Origin of the sequence: Streptomyces sp. NPDC003720 (assembly GCF_042875075.1) — a bacterium.
GTDB lineage: Bacteria > Actinomycetota > Actinomycetes > Streptomycetales > Streptomycetaceae > Streptomyces.
In genome coordinates this window covers 18,515-36,734 of the sequence record NZ_JBIANZ010000010.1, presented here as the reverse complement: position 1 = coordinate 36,734, position 18,220 = coordinate 18,515, and the positions used below count along the sequence as shown (strand labels likewise).

Here is an 18,220-nt window from a genome sequence, read left to right as displayed (position 1 = left end):
GTGGGCTGATCCACTACTCAAGTGTGGCTCAGCGCCCGGTGAGGCGCCTGGCGTTTTCCAGGTGGCCGGTGAGCTGCTTCTGGATGCGCTCGGTCGCCTCGTCCAGCGCCCTGCGCGTGCGCCGCCCCGACCCGTCGCCCGCGTCGAACGGGTCGCCGAAGACGACGTCGACGCGCGAGCGCAGCGGGGGCAGCGCCTTTATCAACCGGCCGGGCCGCTCGGTGCTTCCCAGTACGGCCACGGGCACGATCGGCGCCCCGCTGCGCACCGCGAAGTACGCGAGCCCGGCCCGCAGCGAGGCGAAGTCGCCCTCGCCCCGGGTGCCCTCCGGGAAGATGCCCAGCACTCCCCCGGCCTCCAGCACGCCGAGGGCCCGGGTGATGGCCGTGCGGTCGGCGGAGGCGCGGTCCACCTTGAGCTGGCCGATGCCGGTCAGGAAGAGGTTCAGCGGGCCGACGAACGCCTCCTTCTTGATCAGGAAGTGCGTCGGCCGGGGCGAGACGCCCATGACCATCGGGCCGTCGATGTTGTGCGAGTGGTTCACGGCGAGGATCGCCGGACCGCTCGCGGGCAGCTTCCAGGCGCCGAGCACGCGCGGCCGCCACAGCCCGTACATCAGGCCGACGCCGATGCGCCGCCCGGCCTCGGCGCCCCGCTCCGACGGAAGGCTCACTTCCCGGCTCGCTTCTCCTCGACCAGGGTGACGACGCACTCGATGACCTGGGCGAGGGTGAGCTCGGTGGTGTCCACCTCGACCGCGTCGCCGGCCTTGGCGAGCGGAGAGGTCTTGCGGCTGGAGTCGGCGGCGTCCCGCTTGATCAGGGCCTCGCGGGTGGCCTGCACGTCGGCGTCCTTCAGCTCGCCGCTGCGGCGGGCCGCACGGGCCTCCGGGGAGGCGGTGAGGAAGATCTTCAGGTCGGCGTCCGGCAGCACCGTCGTGCCGATGTCCCGGCCCTCGACCACGATGCCGCGCTCGGCGCCGACGGCAAGCGAGCGCTGCAGCTCGGTGATCCGGGTGCGCACCTCGGGCACCGCGCTGACCGCGCTGACCTTGGAGGTGACCTCCTGGGTGCGGATCGGGGCGGCCACGTCGACGCCGTCGACCGTGATGGTCGGGGCGGACGGGTCGGTGCCGGAGACGATCTCCGGCTTGCCCGCGACGGCGGCGATGGCGGTCGGGTCCTCCAGGTCGATGCCGTTGGTCACCATCCACCAGGTGATGGCGCGGTACTGGGCGCCGGTGTCGAGGTAGCTCAGGCCGAGCTGGGCGGCCACGGCCTTCGACGTGCTCGACTTGCCCGTGCCGGAGGGGCCGTCGATCGCGACGATCACGGGCTTGGCGGTCGGGGCGCCGTTTTCCACGGGGACACCTTCCTGGTGCGGTGCGGGGGCGGGGGGCCGGAGCGCGAGAGCGCCCCGCACAAGGTTACTGGGTTCGGGTGACCCCGGCGGACGCCCGCCCGCCTACTGCCGCAGCGCCCAGCCCCGCTCGCGCAGCGCCGCCGTCAGCACGGGCGCCGCCTTGGGCTCGACCAGGAGCTGCATGAGACCGGCCTGCTGCCCCGTCGCGTGCTCGATCCGGACGTCCTCGATGTTGACCCCGGCCCGTCCGGCGTCCGCGAAGATGCGGGCGAGCTGGCCGGGCTGGTCGTCGATGAGGACGACGACGGTCTCGTACACGCGCGGCGCGCTGCCGTGCTTGCCGGGTACCCGCACCTGGCCCGCGTTGCCGCGGCGCAGCACGTCCTCGATGCCCGAGCCGCCCTCGCGGCGCTTGTCCTCGTCGGAGGACTGCAGGGCGCGCAGGGCCCGGACCGTCTCCTCCAGGTCGGCGGAGACCTCGGCGAGCAGGTCGGCGACCGGACCGGGGTTGGCGGAGAGGATGTCGATCCACATCCCGGGATCGGAGGCGGCGATCCGGGTCACGTCCCGGATGCCCTGCCCGCACAGCCGCACGGCCGCCTCCTCGGCGTGCTCCAGGCGGGCCGCGACCATGCTGGAGACCAGGTGGGGCATGTGGGAGACGAGGGCCACGGCCCGGTCGTGGGCGTCGGCGTCCATGACGACCGGCACGGCCCGGCAGTGCGAGACCAGTTCCAGGGCGAGGTTGAGGACCTCGGTGTCGGTGTCCCGGGTCGGGGTGAGCACCCAGGGGCGGCCCTCGAACAGGTCGCCGGTCGCGGCCAGCGGGCCGGACTTCTCCCGGCCGGACATGGGGTGGGTGCCGATGTAGGCGGACAGGTCGAGGCCGCGCGCCTCCAGTTCGCGGCGCGGGCCCCCCTTGACGCTGGCCACGTCGACGTAGCCGCGCGCGACGCCGCGGACCATGGCGTCCGCGAGGACGCCGGCCACGTGGGCGGGCGGGGCGGCGACGACGGCGAGGTCCACCGGGCCGTCGGGGGCCTCGTCGGTGCCGGCGCCCATCGCGGCCGCCGTACGGGCCTGCGCGGGGTCGTGGTCGGCGAGGTGGACGACGACGCCCCGCTGGGTCAGGGCGAGCGCGGCGGAGGTGCCGATGAGCCCGGTGCCGATGACGAGTGCGGTTCTCACTGGGCGATGTCCTTGCGCAGAGCGGCGGCGGCGCCGAGGTAGACGTGGGCGATCCGGGCGCGGGGCAGGTCCGACTCGATGTGCGCGAGCACCCGGACGACCCGGGGCATGGCGCCCTCGATGTCCAGTTCCTGGGCGCAGATCAGGGGGACGTCGACGATCCCGAGCTTGCGGGCGGCGGCGGCCGGGAAGTCGCTGTGCAGGTCGGGGGTGGCCGTGAACCAGATGCTGATCAGGTCCTCGGCGGTGAGCGCGTTCCGCTCCAGGATCGCGGTGAGCAGCGCTCCGACCTGCTCGTCCATGTGCCCGGCCTCGTCCCGCTCCAGCTGGACGGCCCCCCGGACCGCTCGTACCGCCACGGCGCTGCTCCTTGCTGACATGCGTTTCGTTCCTGGCCCGTCCAGCCTAGTCATGCCCCGAGCGGCCGGGCGCGCGGCGCCCGCCCGCTGAGACGCGGGGCCGACCCGGTGACGGCCGCGGCCCCCGTCCCGCGGCCTCCTTCGGCGGGGGCGCCTTTGGTGGCAAGATGTCACGGATCGCGGCTTTTCTTACTTTCGGTTTCCCCTACTCCCGATGTCCGGAGTGACGACATGACCTACAGCACGACGCGGCGCACGGTTCTCGCGACGGGCGCCGCGGCGCTCGCCACCGGCTGCGGGGGCGGCGGCGGGGGTTCGAAGAGCTCCTCCCCGTCGCCCGGCGGCCAGGAGCTGGCGAGCACGAGCGACATCCCGGAAGGCGGCGGCAGGATCTTCAAGGAGCGGAAGATCGTGGTCACCCAGCCGTCCAAGGGCGACTTCAAGGCCTTCTCGGCGATCTGCACGCACGAGGGCTGCACGGTGAGCAAGGTGGCGGACGGCACCATCGACTGCCCCTGCCACGGCAGCAGGTTCCACATCACCGACGGCTCGGTGGCACACGGCCCGGCGACCCGGCCGCTGCCCGCCGAGACGATCAAGGTGGAGGGAAATTCGATCCACCTGGCGTGAGCGCCCGCGTAGGCTCCGCGGATGCAGCCCGAGGACCTGGTACGCGACCACACGATCTACGCCTGCGTCATGGGTTCGCGGGCGTTCGGTCTGGCCACCGGGGCCAGCGACACCGACCGGCGGGGCGTCTTCCTCGCCCCCGCTCCCCTGTTCTGGCGGTTCGAGAAGCCGCCGGCCCATGTGGAGGGGCCGGGCGAGGAGCGCTTCTCCTGGGAGCTGGAGCGGTTCTGCGAGCTGGCGCTGCGCGGCAATCCGAACGCCCTGGAATGCCTGCACTCCCCGCTGGTGGAGCACGTCGACGACACCGGCCGCGAACTGCTGTCCCTGCGCGGCGCGTTCCTGTCCCGGCGGGTGCACGACACGTTCATCGGCTACGCCCTCGGCCAGCGCAGGAAGCTCGACGCCGACGTCCGCACCACGGGCGCCCCGCGCTGGAAGCACGCCATGCACCTGCTGCGCCTCCTGACGAGCGCCCGGGACCTGCTGCGCACCGGGGAGCTGCGGATCGACGTCGGCGACGAGCGGGAGCCGCTGCTGGCGGTCAAGCGGGGCGAAATCCCCTGGCCGGAGGTCGAGTCCCGCATGGCCCGGCTCGCGGCGCAGACCGAGGAGGCTCTGCGGCGCACCCCGCTGCCGCCCGAACCGGACCGCGCGCGCGTGGCCGGGTTCCTGTTCCGGGCGCGCCGGGACTCGGCCCGCCGGGCGGACGCGTACGAGGAGCCCGAGGGGGCCTAGGCGTCCCAGAGCGCTCCCAGTGCCAGCAGGTCGTCCCGGTACTCGATCCGCCCGGCCCAGTCGGCCGGCCAGGCGTCCGCGCCGAGCCAGGCGCCCGCGAAGGCCCCGGTGAGGCAGGCGATCGAGTCCGAGTCGCCGGAGGAGCAGGCGGCCCGGCGCAGGGCGGTGACGGGCTGGTCGGGGAAGAGCAGGAAGCACAGCAGCCCGGTGGCGAGGGCCTCCTCGGCGATCCAGCCCTCACCGGTGGCCAGGCACGGGTCGGTCTCCGGGGAGACCGTGCGCACGGCCTCCTGGAGGCGGCCGAGCACGTCCAGGCACTCGTCCCAGCCGCGCGCGATGAAGTGCTCGGGACTCGGGTCCTGGGAGCGGGTCCACAGGTCGCCGAGCCAGGTGTGGTCGTAGCGGGTGCGGTTGTCGTAGGCGTAGCTGCGGAGCCGCCCGACGAGTCCGGCCGGGTCGGCGCCGCCGGCGAGCAGGTGCACGGCATGGGCGGTCAGGTCGGAGGCGGCCAGGGCGGTGGGGTGTCCGTGGGTGAGCGCGGACTGCAACTGGGCCGCGCCGGACCGCTGTTCGCCGGTCAGGTCGGGGACGAGGCCGATGGGGGCGACGCGCATGTTGGCGCCGCAGCCCTTGGAGCCGACCCGGCTGGCGTCCTGCCAGGCGCGGCCCTCCTCCTTGAGCAGTTCGCACGCGGTCAGGCAGGTGTTGCCCGGGGCGCGGTCGTTGTCCGGCGACAGGTACCAGTCCACGAACTCCTCGCGCAGCGGCCGCTCCAGCCGGTTCGGTGCGAGGTCCCCGCGCTCCATGGCCGTGCGGAGCCCGCGGCCGACGGCGAGGGTCATCTGGGTGTCGTCGGAGACGCGGGCGCGCTGCGACAGCTCCATCTCCCGCCAGGGCCCGAACATCGAGAGGATGAGCGGCACGGTCTTGAACTCGGTCGGGAAGCCGAGGGCGTCCCCGAGGGCGAGGCCGAGGAGGGAGCCGGTGGCGGCGCGGATGCCGGGACGGGTGGTGGTCATGCGGGGTTTCCTTCCCGGGACGGTCGCAGCAGGGGCGGGTGCAGGGCGGTGGCCGGGCCCGCGCGGTAGAGGGCGGCCGGCTTGCCGCGGCCGCCGGTGAGCCGGGCGGCGCCGGGGACGGGTTCGACGAAACCGGGCGCGGCGAGCACCTTGCGGCGGAAGTTGGGCCGGTCGAGGGCGGTGCCCCACACCGTCTCGTAGACCTGCTGCAGCTCGCCGAGGGTGAACTCGGGCGGGCAGAAGGCGAGGGCGGCGCGGGTGTTCTCCAGCCGGTGGCCGACGCGTTCGTGGGCGTCGGCGAGGATGCGGTCGTGGTCGAAGGCGAGCGGCCCCGCCGAGCCGTACGGCAGCCAGCGGGCCTGGGCCGCGTCGCCGCCGCCGCGGGGCTCGGGCGGTTCGGGCAGCAGCGCGGTGAACGCGACGGAGACGACCCGCATCCGGGGGTCGCGGTCCGGCTCGCTGTAGGTGCGCGTCTGCTCCAGGTCCAGCCCGGAGACGTCGTCCAGGGCGGTCTCCTCGGCGAGTTCGCGCCGGGCGGCCGTCTCCGCGGACTCGTCGGGCAGCAGGAAGCCGCCGGGCAGCGCCCACCGGCCGGCGTACGGCTCCTGCCCGCGCTCGACGAGCAGCACGTGCAGCGCGCCCTCGCGGACGGTCAGGACGGCGAGGTCGACGGTGACGGCGAAAGGCTCGTAGGCGTGCTTGTCGTAGCCCTGCAGCACGGACACCCCCTTTAATAGTCACTCAGACTATAAAAGGGGGTGTCCCGGGGGCACAACCTCTTTAGAGGTCGACCTCCTGCATGAGCATCCCGACCTCGGTGTTGGACAGGCGGCGCAGCCAGCCCGACTTCTGGTCGCCCAGGGTGATCGGGCCGAAGGAGGTGCGCACCAGCTTCTCGACCGGGAAGCCGGCCTCGGCGAGCATGCGGCGCACGATGTGCTTGCGGCCCTCGTGCAGGGTCACCTCGACCAGGTAGTTCTTGCCGGTCTGCTCGACCACCCGGAAGTGGTCGGCGCGCGCGTAGCCGTCCTCGAGCTGGATGCCGTCCTTCAGGCGCTTGCCCAGGTCGCGCGGGATGGGGCCGACGATGGCCGCGAGGTACGTCTTCTTCACGCCGTACTTCGGGTGGGTCAGACGGTGCGCCAGCTCGCCGTGGTTGGTGAGCAGGATGACGCCCTCGGTCTCGGTGTCGAGCCGTCCGACGTGGAAGAGCCGGGTCTCGCGGTTGGTGACGTAGTCACCGAGGCACTGGCGGCCCTCCGGGTCCTCCATGGTGGAGACGACGCCGGCGGGCTTGTTGAGCGAGAAGAACTGGTACGACTGCGTGGCGACGGTCAGGCCGTCGACCTTGACCTCGTCCTTCTCCGGGTCCACCCGGCGGCCCTGCTCCAGCACGATCTCGCCGTTGATCTCGACCCGGGCCTGCTCGATCAGCTCCTCGCAGGCGCGGCGTGAGCCGTAGCCGGCGCGCGCGAGCACCTTCTGCAGCCGCTCGCCCTCCTGCTCGGCGCCGGGGAAGGTCTTGGGCAGCTTGACGTCCTTCTTGCCCGCGTACCGCTCCCGGTTGCGCTCCTCGACCCGCGTCTCGTACTCGCGCGAGCGCGCCGGGGCCGTACGGCCGCCGCGCTGCTGGGACTGCTTCGGGCCGCCCTTGGCGCCGCCGCGCGCGGAGCCGCCGCGCCCGGACTTGGGGCCGTCCTGGGTGGCCCCGGGGCCCACGTCGTAGCGGCGCTCCTCGGGGCGGGGCTTGCGGGGCCGGCCCTGCCCCTGCTTCTGGTCCCTGTCGTTGCCGGCACCGCGGTAGTTACCGCGCCCGCCGCTCTTGCCGCTGCCGCTGCTTCGCATCAAGGTTTCCGTCTTAGTCGTCTGCGTCCTGGCCGCCGGGCGCGTCGGGCGCGTCCGGGTCGAACGACGGGACTCCCTCCTGGGTCTCGGCCTCGATCGCCTCCGCCTCCGGGAGGAAGGGCGCGAGCTCCGGCAGTTCGTCCAGGCCGCGCAGGCCCATCCGCTCCAGGAAGTAGTTCGTCGTCCTGTACAGGATCGCACCTGTTTCGGGTTCCGTGCCCGCCTCCTCGACCAGACCGCGCTGCAGGAGGGTGCGCATGACGCCGTCGCAGTTCACTCCGCGCACGGCGGAGACGCGGCTGCGGCTGACCGGCTGGCGGTAGGCGACGACCGCGAGGGTCTCCAGCGCGGCCTGCGTGAGACGGGCCGTCTGGCCGTCCAGGACCAGCCGCTCCACGGCGGGCGCGTACTCGGCGCGGGTGTAGAAGCGCCAGCCGCCCGCGACGAACCGCAGCTCGAAGCCGCGGCCCTGCACGGTGTAGTCGTCGGCCAGCTCGCGCAGGGCGTCCGCGATCTGGCGCCTGGGCCGCTCGAGGATGCGGGCCAGGTGCTCCTCGGTGGCGGGCTCGTCCACGACCATGAGGACCGCTTCGAGGGCGGGCTTGAGTTCCAGCCCGGCGACGGCGCGCGGGTCCGCGGGGGCGTCGGCGGCCGCGGCGGTCGCCTGCACGCGGTTCGTGGGTGCCTCGGTGAGGTCCGTGGGTGCCTCGGTGGTCTCGCTCACGCCTTCTTCTCCTCCTTGGGCTCCTCGGGCGGCCGGTCGAACTCGTCGGTGACCATCGGTGCCGCGTCCGTGTCCCCGCCGGTCCAGCGCACCAGCAGCTCGCCGAGGGCGGCCTCCTGCTCCAGCGCCACGGCCTTCTCCCGGTACAGCTCCAGCAGCGCCAGGAAGCGGGCCACGACGGTGAGGGTGTCGTCGGTGTCCTCGACCAGCGTCCGGAAGCTGGTCTCGCCCAGTTCCCTGAGCCGCGCCACCACGATGCCCGCCTGCTCCTGCACGCTGACCAGCGGGGCGTGGATGTGGTCGACGTAGACCTGCGGCTTGGCCTTCGGCTGCATCGCCTTGACGGCGAGCTGCGCGAACCCCTCGGGGCCGATGCTGATGACGACCTCGGGCAGCAGCTCGGCGTGCTGGGGTTCGAGGCCGACGGTACGGGGGTGGCGGCGGGCCTCCTCGTCCAGGCGCTCGTTGAAGATGTCGGCGATCCGCTTGTAGGCGCGGTACTGCAGCAGCCGCGCGAACAGCAGGTCCCGGGCCTCCAGCAGCGCGAGGTCGGCCTCGTCCTCGACCTGGGCGGCGGGCAGCAGCCGGGCGGCCTTGAGGTCGAGCAGCGTGGCGGCCACGACGAGGAACTCGGTCGTCTGGTCCAGGTCCCAGTCGGGGCCCATGGCCCGGATGTGGGCCATGAACTCGTCGGTGACCTTGGACAGCGCGACCTCGGTGACGTCCAGCTTGTGCTTGGAGATGAGCTGGAGCAGCAGATCGAACGGCCCCTCGAAGTTGGCCAGCCGGACCTTGAAGACACCGCCGTCGGCCGCCTCACCGGCTCCCGACGCCCCACCCCGCTCCGGCTCCCGGGCTCCGGACTCCATCCCCGCCGACGCCTCGCCCCCGGCCACCGGTTCCGGCTCGGCCGGCGCCTCGGCCCCGGATCCAGCCGCCGAAGCGAGCGCGCTCCATCGGGCCGGTCCGGGCGCGGGCTCGGATCCGGCGAGCGGCTGGGGCCCGCCCGAGGTCACCGTCCCGGCGCCGGGCCGCTCTTCCGCATGAACCGCGGACGGCTCGCTCCCGGCCAGCGGTGTCGACCCGGGCGGCGCGGCAAGCCCGCCCCGGGCAGCAGATCCGGACGCGCCGAGCCCCGGCCCGGCAAGCGATTCCGGCCGGGCGGCGCGTGACACCGCCGGCCCGCCTGCGGCCTCCGCCGCAGCGCCGGGCCGCACTTCCGCGCCGGTTACGGAGGACGGCTTCCCGCCGGCCACCGGTTGCGGCTCGGCCGCTGCCCCGGCTCCGGTTTTCGCCGGCGGAACGAGCCCGCTCCTGGCAGCCGGTCCGGGCGCGCCGGGCTCGGGCCCGGTAAGCGGCTCCGGTCGGGCATCCTCCGCCGTCGCCGGGCCGCCCCCGGACGCCGTCCCGGCACCGGGCCACACCTCGGCTGCGGCTGCCGACGGAGAGGGACCGCCCTGGGGTCCGGGCGCGGCGGGCTCAGGCCGGGTGAGCGGCTCCGGCCGGGCATCGCCCGGCACCGGCGGCTCGGTCGACGTCTCGGCTTCCGTTTTCGCCGGCGGGACGTCGGGGCTCTCGGCCGGGGGGTTCGGCGCGGACGCGCCGGATTCGGTCGCGCCCGGGGCCTGCGGCTCGGCCGGGTGGTGCTCGTCGGCGGCCGGCGGTTCCGGGGCGGGCTCAGGTGACGCCTTGTGCGGGGGCATGGGGGCTGCGCCCGGTCCGCGGCCCAGCGCACGTCTGCGGCCGGCACCGGGGCCGGAGGCGGGGGCGTCGTTCGGGGTCATGGCCGTCGCAGGCTATCGCCTGACGCCCGCCCGGCCGACTACCGACCCCGCAGCCGCCGCACCAGGATGCTCGCGTCCCCTCGGGACTCCAGGTCCGCCAGGACCACGGCGACCGCCTCGCGGACGATGCGGCCGCGGTCCACGGCGAGGCCGTGCTCGCCCCGCAGGACCAGTCGCGCGTGCTCGAGGTCCATCAGTTCCTCGGCGGAGACGTACACCGTGATCTTCTCGTCGTGCCGTTCGCGCCCGCTGGGCCGCCGGTTCGCCGCCCGCCCGCGCTTGCGCGGCTGCGCGGCCGCGGCGTCCGCGGCGCCCTCCGGTGGCGCCGGGCGCCGGGACGGCCGGGTGCGCGACTCGCCGGTCCCGGCCGGTTCCGCGTCCGCCGCGGCGTGCTCCGCGCCCTCTCCGTCACCGCCCTGGACGGGCACCGAGGCCGGCGCGTCCTCGGCGGCCGTGTCGTCGCTCTCCCCCGCGGGAGCCGGCACCCGGGCCTCGCCGTTGGCCCCGCGCCGGGGCGTGGACGGCTGGAGCGCCATCCCCCCCGTCGTACGGAACAGTTCGTCGGCCCCGGGCAGACTCACTCGGCGTGACACCGGGCGAGCACCTCCCTGGCGAGCTGGCGGTAGGCGGCGGCGCCGACGGAGTTGGAGGCGTACGTGGTGATCGGCTCACCGGCGACCGTGGTCTCCGGGAAGCGGACCGTGCGGCCGATGACCGTGTGGTAGACGTGGTCGTCGAACGCCTCGACCACGCGCGCGAGCACCTCACGGCTGTGCACCGTGCGCGAGTCGTACATCGTGGCGAGGATGCCGTCGAGCTCCAGGTCGGGGTTGAGCCGCTCCTGGACCTTCTCGATGGTCTCGGTCAGCAGGGCCACGCCGCGCAGCGCGAAGAACTCGCACTCCAGCGGAACGATCACCTTGTGGGCGGCCGTCAGCGCGTTGACCGTGAGCAGGCCGAGCGAGGGCTGGCAGTCGATCACGATGTAGTCGTAGTCGTCCATCAACGGCTTGAGCGCCCGCTGCAGGGTCGACTCGCGCGCGACCTCGGAGACGAGCTGGACCTCCGCGGCCGACAGGTCGATGTTGGAGGGCAGCAGGTCCATGTTGGGGACCGCCGTCTTCAGCAGGACCTCGTCCGCCGACATGCCCCGCTCCATGAGCAGGTTGTAGACGGTGAGGTCGAGCTCCATGGGGTTGACGCCGAGACCCACCGACAGCGCGCCCTGCGGGTCGAAGTCCACGAGCAGCACGCGCCGGCCGTACTCCGCGAGCGCGGCACCCAGGTTGATGGTCGACGTGGTCTTGCCGACGCCGCCCTTCTGGTTGCACATCGCGATGATCTTCGCGGGGCCGTGGTCGGTCAGCGGGCCGGGGATCGGGAAGTACGGCAGCGGGCGTCCGGTCGGACCGATGCGCTCACGGCGCTGGCGGGCCGCGTCGGGCGCGAGCGTGGCGGCGTACTCGGGATCGGGCTCGTACTCGGCGTCGGGGTCGTAGAAGTGCCCCTCGGGCAGTTCGTCGTAGTCGGCGAGTTGGTTGTGGGGCGCGCCACTTCCGTCGCCGGCCATGGCGTTCACGTGATGGCCATCCATGCTGTGGTGTGCTGTCCGGACCGCCTGCGGACCCGGAGTCTGGTGGGCTGCGAAGGTGCGCACAGCGACGGAGCCGACAGCCTCGGATCCCGCGGAACCGGCCTGGCCCCGTACCGGCATTCCTGGTTGACCACCCCCGGGAGTAAATGTCGACTCATTCACAAGTCGTCTTACCTCCTTGGTGACCAGGAAACTTCTAGACAAGGTCAGCGTGGCACCATGCCGACGGTTGGCGACTCTATGGCGTGTCGGCGGTCCGCAGCAACACAATCCGCCGGACCCGGCAGGATGTGTCGGCAATGAAACATCCCTCTGTCAAGGGCGTACGGGCGTCGCACAGCAGGTTTCACCGGTGTGCGAATCGGTCGAAGGGTTACGTTCGAGGCGAGTTGACCGCAAGCGGCAAAGTGACCATACACACATCCGGCCGGACCTTGTCGGGCAAGGTCCGGCCGGGCGTTCGGTGTTGACGACGTGTGTTGACGAATCGCCTTTCACCGGTTGGCGACTTGGCGACACGCCAGGTCGCGAGGGTCAGCCGAGCAGGGACTCCAGCTCCACGTGCTCCAGGCCGAGGGCGTCCGCGACCTCCTTGTAGACGACCTTGCCGTCATGGGTGTTGAGGCCCTTGGCGAGCGCGGCGTCGCGGCGCAGCGCCTCGACCCAGCCGTTGTTGGCGAGGGAGACGATGTACGGCAGCGTGGCGTTGGTGAGGGCGTTGGTGGAGGTGTTCGGCACCGCGCCCGGCATGTTGGCGACGCAGTAGAAGACCGAGTTGTGGACGCGGAAGGTCGGCTCGGCGTGCGTCGTGGGACGGGAGTCCTCGAAGCAGCCGCCCTGGTCGATCGCGATGTCGACAAGGACACTTCCGGGCTTCATGCGCGACACCAGCTCGTTGGTGACGAGCTTCGGGGCCTTGGCGCCCGGGATGAGCACCGCGCCGATGACGAGGTCGGCGTCGAGGACGGCCTTCTCCAGCTCGAAGGAGTTGGACATGATGGCCTTGACCTTGGTGCCGAAGACCTTGTCGGCCTCGCGCAGCTTGTTGATGTCGCGGTCGAGCAGGGTCACGTCGAAGCCCATGCCGACGGCGACCTGGGTGGCGTTCCAGCCGGAGACGCCACCGCCGATGACGACGGCCTTGGCCGGGGTCACGCCCGGCACGCCGCCCGGCAGCACGCCGCGGCCGCCGGCCGGGCGCATCAGGTGGTAGGCGCCGACCTGCGGGGCCAGCCGGCCCGCGACCTCGGACATCGGGGCGAGCAGGGGCAGCGCGCGGTTCGGCAGCTCGACGGTCTCGTAGGCGATGGCCGTGGTGCCGGACTCGAGGAGCGCGTCCGTGCACTCCTTGGAGGCGGCCAGGTGCAGGTAGGTGAAGAGGATCTGGTCCTTGCGGAGGCGGTGGTACTCCTCGGCGATCGGCTCCTTGACCTTCAGCAGCAGGTCGGCGGCGGCCCACACCTCGTCGGCGGTGGCGAGGATCCCGGCACCGGCGGCGACGTACTCCTCGTCCGTGATCGAGGAGCCGAGCCCGGCGCCCCGCTCGACGACGACCTGGTGGCCGTTGCGCACCAGCTCGTGCACACCGGCGGGGGTGATGGCCACCCGGAACTCGTTGTTCTTGACCTCGCGGGGGATGCCGACCTTCACGTCGATCACGGTCCTTGGCTCAGAGGGTATGGGGGTGCATTACAAGACGTACCCAGACATGCAGGGGCATACCGGGAGACACCGCAGGAGAACGAGCGGCAGAGCCAGTTTAATGAAGGCGTTCCGCCTGTCTAGCCTTTCATTGCATCAATCTTCGTGAGCGGCAGTACGGATTTCGCAGGCGTCATCGCCGTAATCCGGCAGGACGTCGTCCTCCTGCCCCTCGTTACCCAGCATGCGCTCGGCCGCGGCCCGGTGCAGTTGGGCGGCGGCGGGGTCGCCGAGCCGGTCCAGGGTGTCGGCCAGCCTGAGCTGCAGTGCGGCCTGCAGCCGGGCGTCCTGGGCACGCCGTGCCCAGTCCACCGCCTCCCGGCAGGTGAGCAGCGACTCCTCGGGCCGCCCCGCGTACTCCTGCACCCGGGCCACCTCGCTCAACGCCCGTGCGTGGGCGGCCACATCGCCTTCTTTGCGGTACCCGGCGGCGGCCGCGCGCCAGTTCCTGAGCGCCTCGCCGTAGCGGCCCGCGTAGGTGTGCGCGGTGCCCGTGCGGCCGTAGAGCCGGGCGGCCTCCGCGCGCTCGCCGCGGGCCAGCCGCTCGGCCAGCGCCCGGCCGAACCAGTCCGCGGCCCGGTCGTAGTCCCCCAGCTCCTGGTGGGCGCCGCCTACGGATTCCATCGCGCGGCCGGTCGCGTACGGGTCGTTCGCCTCACGTCCGGCGTCCAGCGCGGCCCGGTAGCGCGCCAGGGCGTCCCGGGTGCGGCCGGTCTGCGCGTCCACGTCGCCGAGGTTCAGCAGGGCGGCGGCCCGCTCCCGGTGCAGTCCGCGCCGCTCGGCGACGTCGAGGACGAGGCCGTGGACCTCGTACAGGTCGGGTGCGGCGGCCTGCGCGCCGAAGTGCGCGGCCATGGCCCTGACCAGCTGGGACATCAGCCGGCGGGCGAGGGTGTCCAGCTCGCCGTCGGCGACGGCCACGCGGGTGGCGGCCAGCAGGGCCGGCCTGCGCACGCGCAGCCATTCGGCGGCGGCGCGGGGCGTGGGGAAGCGGAGCGCCGGGGGCAGGTCCCGCAGCTTCTCCCGGGCCTGCGGGCTGTCCGTCTCGGTGATCACCCGGCAGGACTGCAGCAGCCGGACGTTGCGCTCCAGCATCCGGGCCCGCGCGAGCTGGAGCTCTCCCGGGCGTTCCTGGCTCTCGGCGCGGGCGCGCAGCAGCGGGTGCAGACAGCCGGGGACGGCGTACTCGGGCAGCGGGGAGTCCACCGGGCGCAGCAGACCGAGCGCGGCGAACTCCGCCAGCGCGGCGCCCGCGGTGTCCACCGAGCACCCGGCCAGCGCGGAGGCGGTGTGCGGGTCGACCAGGCCGGCCGGGGCCAGGCACAGCAGGCGCAGTATCCGGGCGGCCTGGCCGGGGAGCTGGTCGTGGACGAGCCGGAAGACGCGGGCCAGCGGCGTGCCCTCCGCGGCGTCGTCGGCGTCGGTGTGCAGCCGTTTGGCGAGGTCGGAGACGGCCGCCTGGGGCCGGGAGGCGAGCCAGCCGCCGGCGAGGGTCAGCGCGGCCGGCTGGCCCTGGCAGGCCTCGGCGAGGCTCTCGGCGGAGCGCGGGTCGACGGTGATGCGGACCGAGCCGGTCCAGCGGGTGAGGAGTTCCACCGCGGACTTGGTGTCGAGGCCGCCCAGGGTGCAGGGCCGGACGTCGGCGATGCCGGTGAGCGGGCCGCCCGCGACGGCGACGACCAGGCAGTCGGGGGCGTCCGGCAGCAGCGCGTCGACCTGCTCGGCGCCGGCCGCGTCGTCCAGCAGGAGCAGCGCCCGCTTGCCGGCGAGGGCGGTGCGCAGCGCCTCCGTCAGCTCGTCCTCGGCGGCCCCGGCGGGAGCCGGCACGTCGAGCGCGGCGAGCAGTTCACGGGCCGTGCGCGCGACCGGTACGGGGGCGCCGCCGGGCTCGCTGAGCCGGGCCCGCAGCACTCCGTCGGGGTAACGCTCGGCAACCTGCCGGGCGAGTTCCACGGCCAGGGCGGTCCGGCCGGAGCCGGGGCGTCCGGCGATGAGGAGCACACGCGCGCGAGGCGCCTTGCGGCCGGAGAGGGTGTCCAGGCCCGCCCGCTCGATGTCGGCGCGCAGTCCCTTCAACTCCCGCGTGCGGCCCAGGAAATGGTCCTCCGCGGGCGGATGCGCGGGCAGCCGCGCGCCGTCTGTGTCCACCGCCTGATCCGTCACGGGCCACACTCCCGTCCCACCGCACGCGCAAGCCCGCCGGGTCCTCCCGGAACAGGCATTTCCAGAGCCTAGTTCACGCTCTGCGACGTTCCGGTAGGAGCGCGGCGGGCACATCCCCCGATCGGATCAGGCGATCGTCACACCAATGCGCGGACGGGTGGGCGCGTGCTCCGGACGGCGGGTCCGGAGCGGCCCCGGCGGGGCCGCCGGGGCCCTTGCCGGGACTCGGGGCTCAGGACGACTCGGGGCTCAGGACGCGAAGGGACGCGCGGGCCAGGGCGCGTCGGCGGGGCGCAGGTCGTCCAGACCGTCCCCGCCGCGGGCGGCGACCAGCGAGAGGACGCCCACCACGAGGCAGTTGTTGTGCACGTCGCCGGCGAGCACCCGCCGCACCAGCTCGTCGACCGGCACGCGCGCGTACTCCATGTCGGTCTCCTCGTGCTCCGCCTCGAACCGCTCGCCCTCGGCCTCCGAGAGATCGCGCGCGAGGAAGATCCGCACCGCCTCGTCGCAGCCGCCGGGGGTCGTGTACACGTCGGTCAGCACCCGCCAGTCCTCGGCCTTGACATGCGCCTCCTCGTACAGCTCGCGCTGGGCGGCGTGCAGCGGGTTCTCGCCGGGCACGTCGAGCAGGCCGGCCGGGATCTCCCAGAGCTTGTGCCGCACCGGGTGCCGGTACTGGTTGATGAGCAGCACCCGGTCCTCCTCGTCCAGGGCGAGGACGGCGACCGAGCCGGGGTGCACCTGGTAGTCGCGGCGGACCACCGAGCCGTCGGGCATGACCACGTCGTCCGTGCGCACGGAGGTCTTGTTGCCCGTGAAGGGGGTCTCCGTCGCCCGGATCTCCCACTCCGCGGGGGTGTCCTTGATCGTCATGCCCTGTCCTTCCACACGTGCGCGAGCGGCCGGGGCGCGGTCCGTTTGAATGGACGCGCCCCGGCCACCGTACAACTGTCGTGTTACTTGGAGATCTTCCGCTCGACCGAGGCCTTCACCAGCCCGGCGAAGAGCGGGTGCGGACGGGTCGGGCGCGAGCGCAGCTCGGGGTGCGCCTGCGTGGCGACCAGGTAGGGGTGCACGTCGCGCGGGTACTCCACGTACTCCACGAGCTTGCCGTCCGGCGAGGTGCCCGAGAAGAGGATGCCGGCCTTCTTCTCCAGCTCCGCACGGTAGGCGTTGTTCACCTCGTAGCGGTGGCGGTGCCGCTCCTCGACGTACTCCTTGTCGTCGTACACCTCGCGGACGATCGAGCCCTCGGCCAGCTTCGCCGGGTACATGCCGAGCCGCATGGTGCCGCCCATGTCGCCCTCACCGGCGACGATGTCCATCTGCTCGGCCATCGTGGAGATGACCGGGTGCGCGGTGGCCGGGTCGAACTCGGTGGAGTTGGCGTCCGGGATGTCGGCGAGGCTGCGCGCGGCCTCGATCACGATGCACTGCAGGCCCAGGCAGAGGCCGAGCAGCGGGATCCGGTTCTCGCGGGCGTAGCGGATCGCGCCGACCTTGCCGAGCACACCGCGGTCGCCGAAGCCGCCCGGGATGCAGATGCCGTCGACGTCGCCGAGCTGCGCCTTGGCGCCGGCCGGGGTCTTGCAGTCGTCGGAGGTGACCCACTTGATCTTGACCCGGGCCTTGTTGGCGAACCCGCCGGCGCGCAGCGCCTCGGTGACCGACAGGTAGGCGTCGGGAAGGTCGATGTACTTGCCGACCAGGGCGAGGGTGATCTCGTGGTCGGGGTTGTGGACGCGGTCCAGCAGGTCGTCCCAGGTCGTCCAGTCGACGTCCCGGAAGGGCAGGTCGAGCTTGCGCACCACGTAGGCGTCCAGGCCCTCGGAGTGCACGACCTTCGGGATGTCGTAGATCGAGCGGGCGTCCGGGCAGGCCACGACGGCGGCCTCGTCGACGTCGCACATCAGCGAGATCTTGCGCTTGATGGCGGTCGGCACCTCGCGGTCGCAGCGCAGCACGATGGCGTCCGGCTGGATACCGATGTTGCGCAGGGCGGCCACGGAGTGCTGGGTCGGCTTGGTCTTCAGCTCGCCGGAGGGGCCGATGTACGGCAGCAGCGAGATGTGGACCACGAAGACGTTGTCCCGGCCGACCTCGTGGCGGACCTGGCGGACGGTCTCCAGGAACGGCAGCGACTCGATGTCGCCGACCGTGCCGCCGACCTCGGTGATCACCACGTCGACCTCGTCCGTCGCCATGCGGCGGATGCGGTGCTTGATCTCGTTGGTGATGTGCGGGATGACCTGCACGGTGTCGCCCAGGTACTCGCCGCGCCGCTCCTTGGCGATCACCGTCGAGTAGACCTGACCGGTGGTGACGTTCGCGGAGCCGTCCAGGTCGCGGTCGAGGAAGCGCTCGTAGTGGCCGATGTCCAGGTCGGTCTCGGCGCCGTCGTGGGTGACGAACACCTCACCGTGCTGGAAGGGGTTCATCGTGCCCGGGTCGACGTTGAGGTACGGGTCGAGCTTCTGCATCACGACGCGCAGGCCGCGGGCCTTGAGCAGCATGCCCAGGCTGGAGGCGGTGAGGCCCTTGCCGAGCGAGGAGGCGACACCCCCGGTGACGAAGATGTGCTTGGTCGTCGTGGATTTGGGCGTCATGGCCAAGAGGGGGCTCCCGTGGTCGCTGTCTGTCGGGCGGTACGGCCGCCGGTCCGGAGGTCTCCGGGGGTCGCCGTCGCTGCGGTTCGGGGGTTCGTCTCCCACCGGTCCACGGGCTACCAGCGTAACAGCGCCCGGACGAGATGGCTCCCGGCCACGCTCCGCGCCCGGGCCCGCACGCAGCGGTTCCGTCCGCGGGTGGCTTTCGGCACACCCGTTTACACGGGCGCTCGTTCGTCACATGCTCATCACCCGCTGCTCACTCGTTCGGCTCACACGGGTTGCCGGGAGCGGCACGCAGATCATCTGCGTGCGTCGTATCCTGCTCGGACACTCATCTGCCGGGCCCGTCCGGAACGACGGCACACCCCCGCCCACAGCACCCGGAACAACGAGAGCGCGGCAGTTCGTTGAGCAAAGACTGTCGTTTTGCCCCAGGGCTCGGCGGGCTGCTTTGCTTCACCGCTCAACGACGCACAACAACGACCCCTTGACCGCACTAGCGAC

Annotated in this window: 17 protein-coding genes; 2 read left to right on the top strand and 15 right to left on the bottom strand. The window is 72.9% G+C overall.

Annotation, left to right across the window (positions count from 1 at the left end; genetic code table 11):
* Nucleotides 1–28 precede the first annotated feature (28 nt).
* From ACFYU0_RS26410 to aroH, 4 genes are all read right to left on the bottom strand, one after another.
* Nucleotides 29–616 carry a lysophospholipid acyltransferase family protein gene (locus ACFYU0_RS26410; protein WP_389304814.1) on the bottom strand — a complete coding sequence of 196 codons (588 nt, stop codon included), beginning with the start codon at nucleotides 614–616 and terminating at the stop codon, nucleotides 29–31.
* 53 nt (nucleotides 617–669) lie between these two features.
* Complete coding sequence (gene cmk / locus ACFYU0_RS26405; RefSeq protein WP_351672788.1) at nucleotides 670–1,362, bottom strand: (d)CMP kinase; 693 nt, start codon at nucleotides 1,360–1,362, stop codon at nucleotides 670–672.
* 102 nt (nucleotides 1,363–1,464) lie between these two features.
* On the bottom strand, nucleotides 1,465–2,550 hold the full coding sequence (locus ACFYU0_RS26400) for a prephenate dehydrogenase (protein WP_351672790.1): 1,086 nt from the start codon (nucleotides 2,548–2,550) through the stop codon (nucleotides 1,465–1,467).
* Nucleotides 2,547–2,909 carry a chorismate mutase gene (gene aroH / locus ACFYU0_RS26395; protein WP_351672792.1) on the bottom strand — a complete coding sequence of 121 codons (363 nt, stop codon included), beginning with the start codon at nucleotides 2,907–2,909 and terminating at the stop codon, nucleotides 2,547–2,549. Before aroH ends, ACFYU0_RS26400 begins: the two co-directional genes overlap by 4 nt.
* A 231-nt stretch (nucleotides 2,910–3,140) precedes the next feature.
* On the opposite strand from aroH, the gene ACFYU0_RS26390 reads away from it, so the two are divergent.
* Together ACFYU0_RS26390 and ACFYU0_RS26385 are read left to right on the top strand one after the other, a co-directional pair.
* Nucleotides 3,141–3,539 (top strand): Rieske (2Fe-2S) protein, encoded by a 399-nt coding sequence (locus tag ACFYU0_RS26390; protein ID WP_351672794.1) that lies wholly within the window; start codon nucleotides 3,141–3,143, stop codon nucleotides 3,537–3,539.
* 21 nt (nucleotides 3,540–3,560) lie between these two features.
* Entirely contained in the window at nucleotides 3,561–4,274 is a 714-nt protein-coding gene (locus ACFYU0_RS26385) for a DNA polymerase beta superfamily protein (RefSeq protein ID WP_351672795.1), read from the top strand.
* Here ACFYU0_RS26385 and ACFYU0_RS26380 read toward each other — a convergent pair.
* The 11 genes from ACFYU0_RS26380 to ACFYU0_RS26330 all read right to left on the bottom strand — a co-directional run bounded on the left by ACFYU0_RS26380 (nucleotide 4,271) and on the right by ACFYU0_RS26330 (nucleotide 17,713).
* Nucleotides 4,271–5,293 carry an ADP-ribosylglycohydrolase family protein gene (locus ACFYU0_RS26380; protein ID WP_389304589.1) on the bottom strand — a complete coding sequence of 341 codons (1,023 nt, stop codon included), beginning with the start codon at nucleotides 5,291–5,293 and terminating at the stop codon, nucleotides 4,271–4,273. The two genes, ACFYU0_RS26385 and ACFYU0_RS26380, sit on opposite strands and share 4 nt — an antisense overlap.
* Nucleotides 5,290–6,018: an NUDIX domain-containing protein gene (locus ACFYU0_RS26375; protein WP_389304587.1), complete on the bottom strand. Its 729-nt coding sequence runs from the start codon at nucleotides 6,016–6,018 to the stop codon at nucleotides 5,290–5,292. The genes ACFYU0_RS26380 and ACFYU0_RS26375 overlap by 4 nt, the downstream gene beginning before the upstream one ends.
* A 55-nt stretch (nucleotides 6,019–6,073) precedes the next feature.
* Entirely contained in the window at nucleotides 6,074–7,138 is a 1,065-nt protein-coding gene (locus ACFYU0_RS26370) for a pseudouridine synthase (protein ID WP_351672801.1), read from the bottom strand.
* A 13-nt stretch (nucleotides 7,139–7,151) separates the two neighbouring features.
* Nucleotides 7,152–7,808, bottom strand: a complete 657-nt coding sequence (scpB, locus tag ACFYU0_RS26365; protein ID WP_389304813.1) for an SMC-Scp complex subunit ScpB — start codon at nucleotides 7,806–7,808, stop codon at nucleotides 7,152–7,154.
* 50 nt (nucleotides 7,809–7,858) lie between these two features.
* Entirely contained in the window at nucleotides 7,859–8,935 is a 1,077-nt protein-coding gene (locus ACFYU0_RS26360) for a segregation and condensation protein A (RefSeq protein ID WP_389304812.1), read from the bottom strand.
* Between the two features lie 749 nt (nucleotides 8,936–9,684).
* A complete protein-coding gene (locus ACFYU0_RS26355; protein ID WP_389304585.1) occupies nucleotides 9,685–10,239 on the bottom strand; it encodes a hypothetical protein in 555 nt (184 codons plus the stop codon).
* The gene (locus ACFYU0_RS26350) at nucleotides 10,224–11,360 is read right to left on the bottom strand and encodes a ParA family protein (protein WP_351672807.1); all 1,137 of its coding nucleotides are present in this window, start codon (nucleotides 11,358–11,360) and stop codon (nucleotides 10,224–10,226) included. The genes ACFYU0_RS26355 and ACFYU0_RS26350 overlap by 16 nt, the downstream gene beginning before the upstream one ends.
* Before the next feature lie 414 nt (nucleotides 11,361–11,774).
* Complete coding sequence (gene ald, locus ACFYU0_RS26345) at nucleotides 11,775–12,899, bottom strand: alanine dehydrogenase (protein ID WP_351672809.1); 1,125 nt, start codon at nucleotides 12,897–12,899, stop codon at nucleotides 11,775–11,777.
* A gap of 138 nt (nucleotides 12,900–13,037) precedes the next feature.
* Entirely contained in the window at nucleotides 13,038–15,104 is a 2,067-nt protein-coding gene (locus tag ACFYU0_RS26340) for a tetratricopeptide repeat protein (protein WP_389304583.1), read from the bottom strand.
* Nucleotides 15,105–15,353: 249 nt separating this feature from the next.
* Nucleotides 15,354–15,980, bottom strand: coding sequence for an NUDIX domain-containing protein (locus ACFYU0_RS26335; protein ID WP_389304581.1), 627 nt, complete (start codon nucleotides 15,978–15,980; stop codon nucleotides 15,354–15,356).
* Nucleotides 15,981–16,063: 83 nt separating this feature from the next.
* Nucleotides 16,064–17,713, bottom strand: a complete 1,650-nt coding sequence (locus ACFYU0_RS26330) for a CTP synthase (RefSeq protein WP_351672815.1) — start codon at nucleotides 17,711–17,713, stop codon at nucleotides 16,064–16,066.
* Nucleotides 17,714–18,220 lie beyond the last annotated feature (507 nt).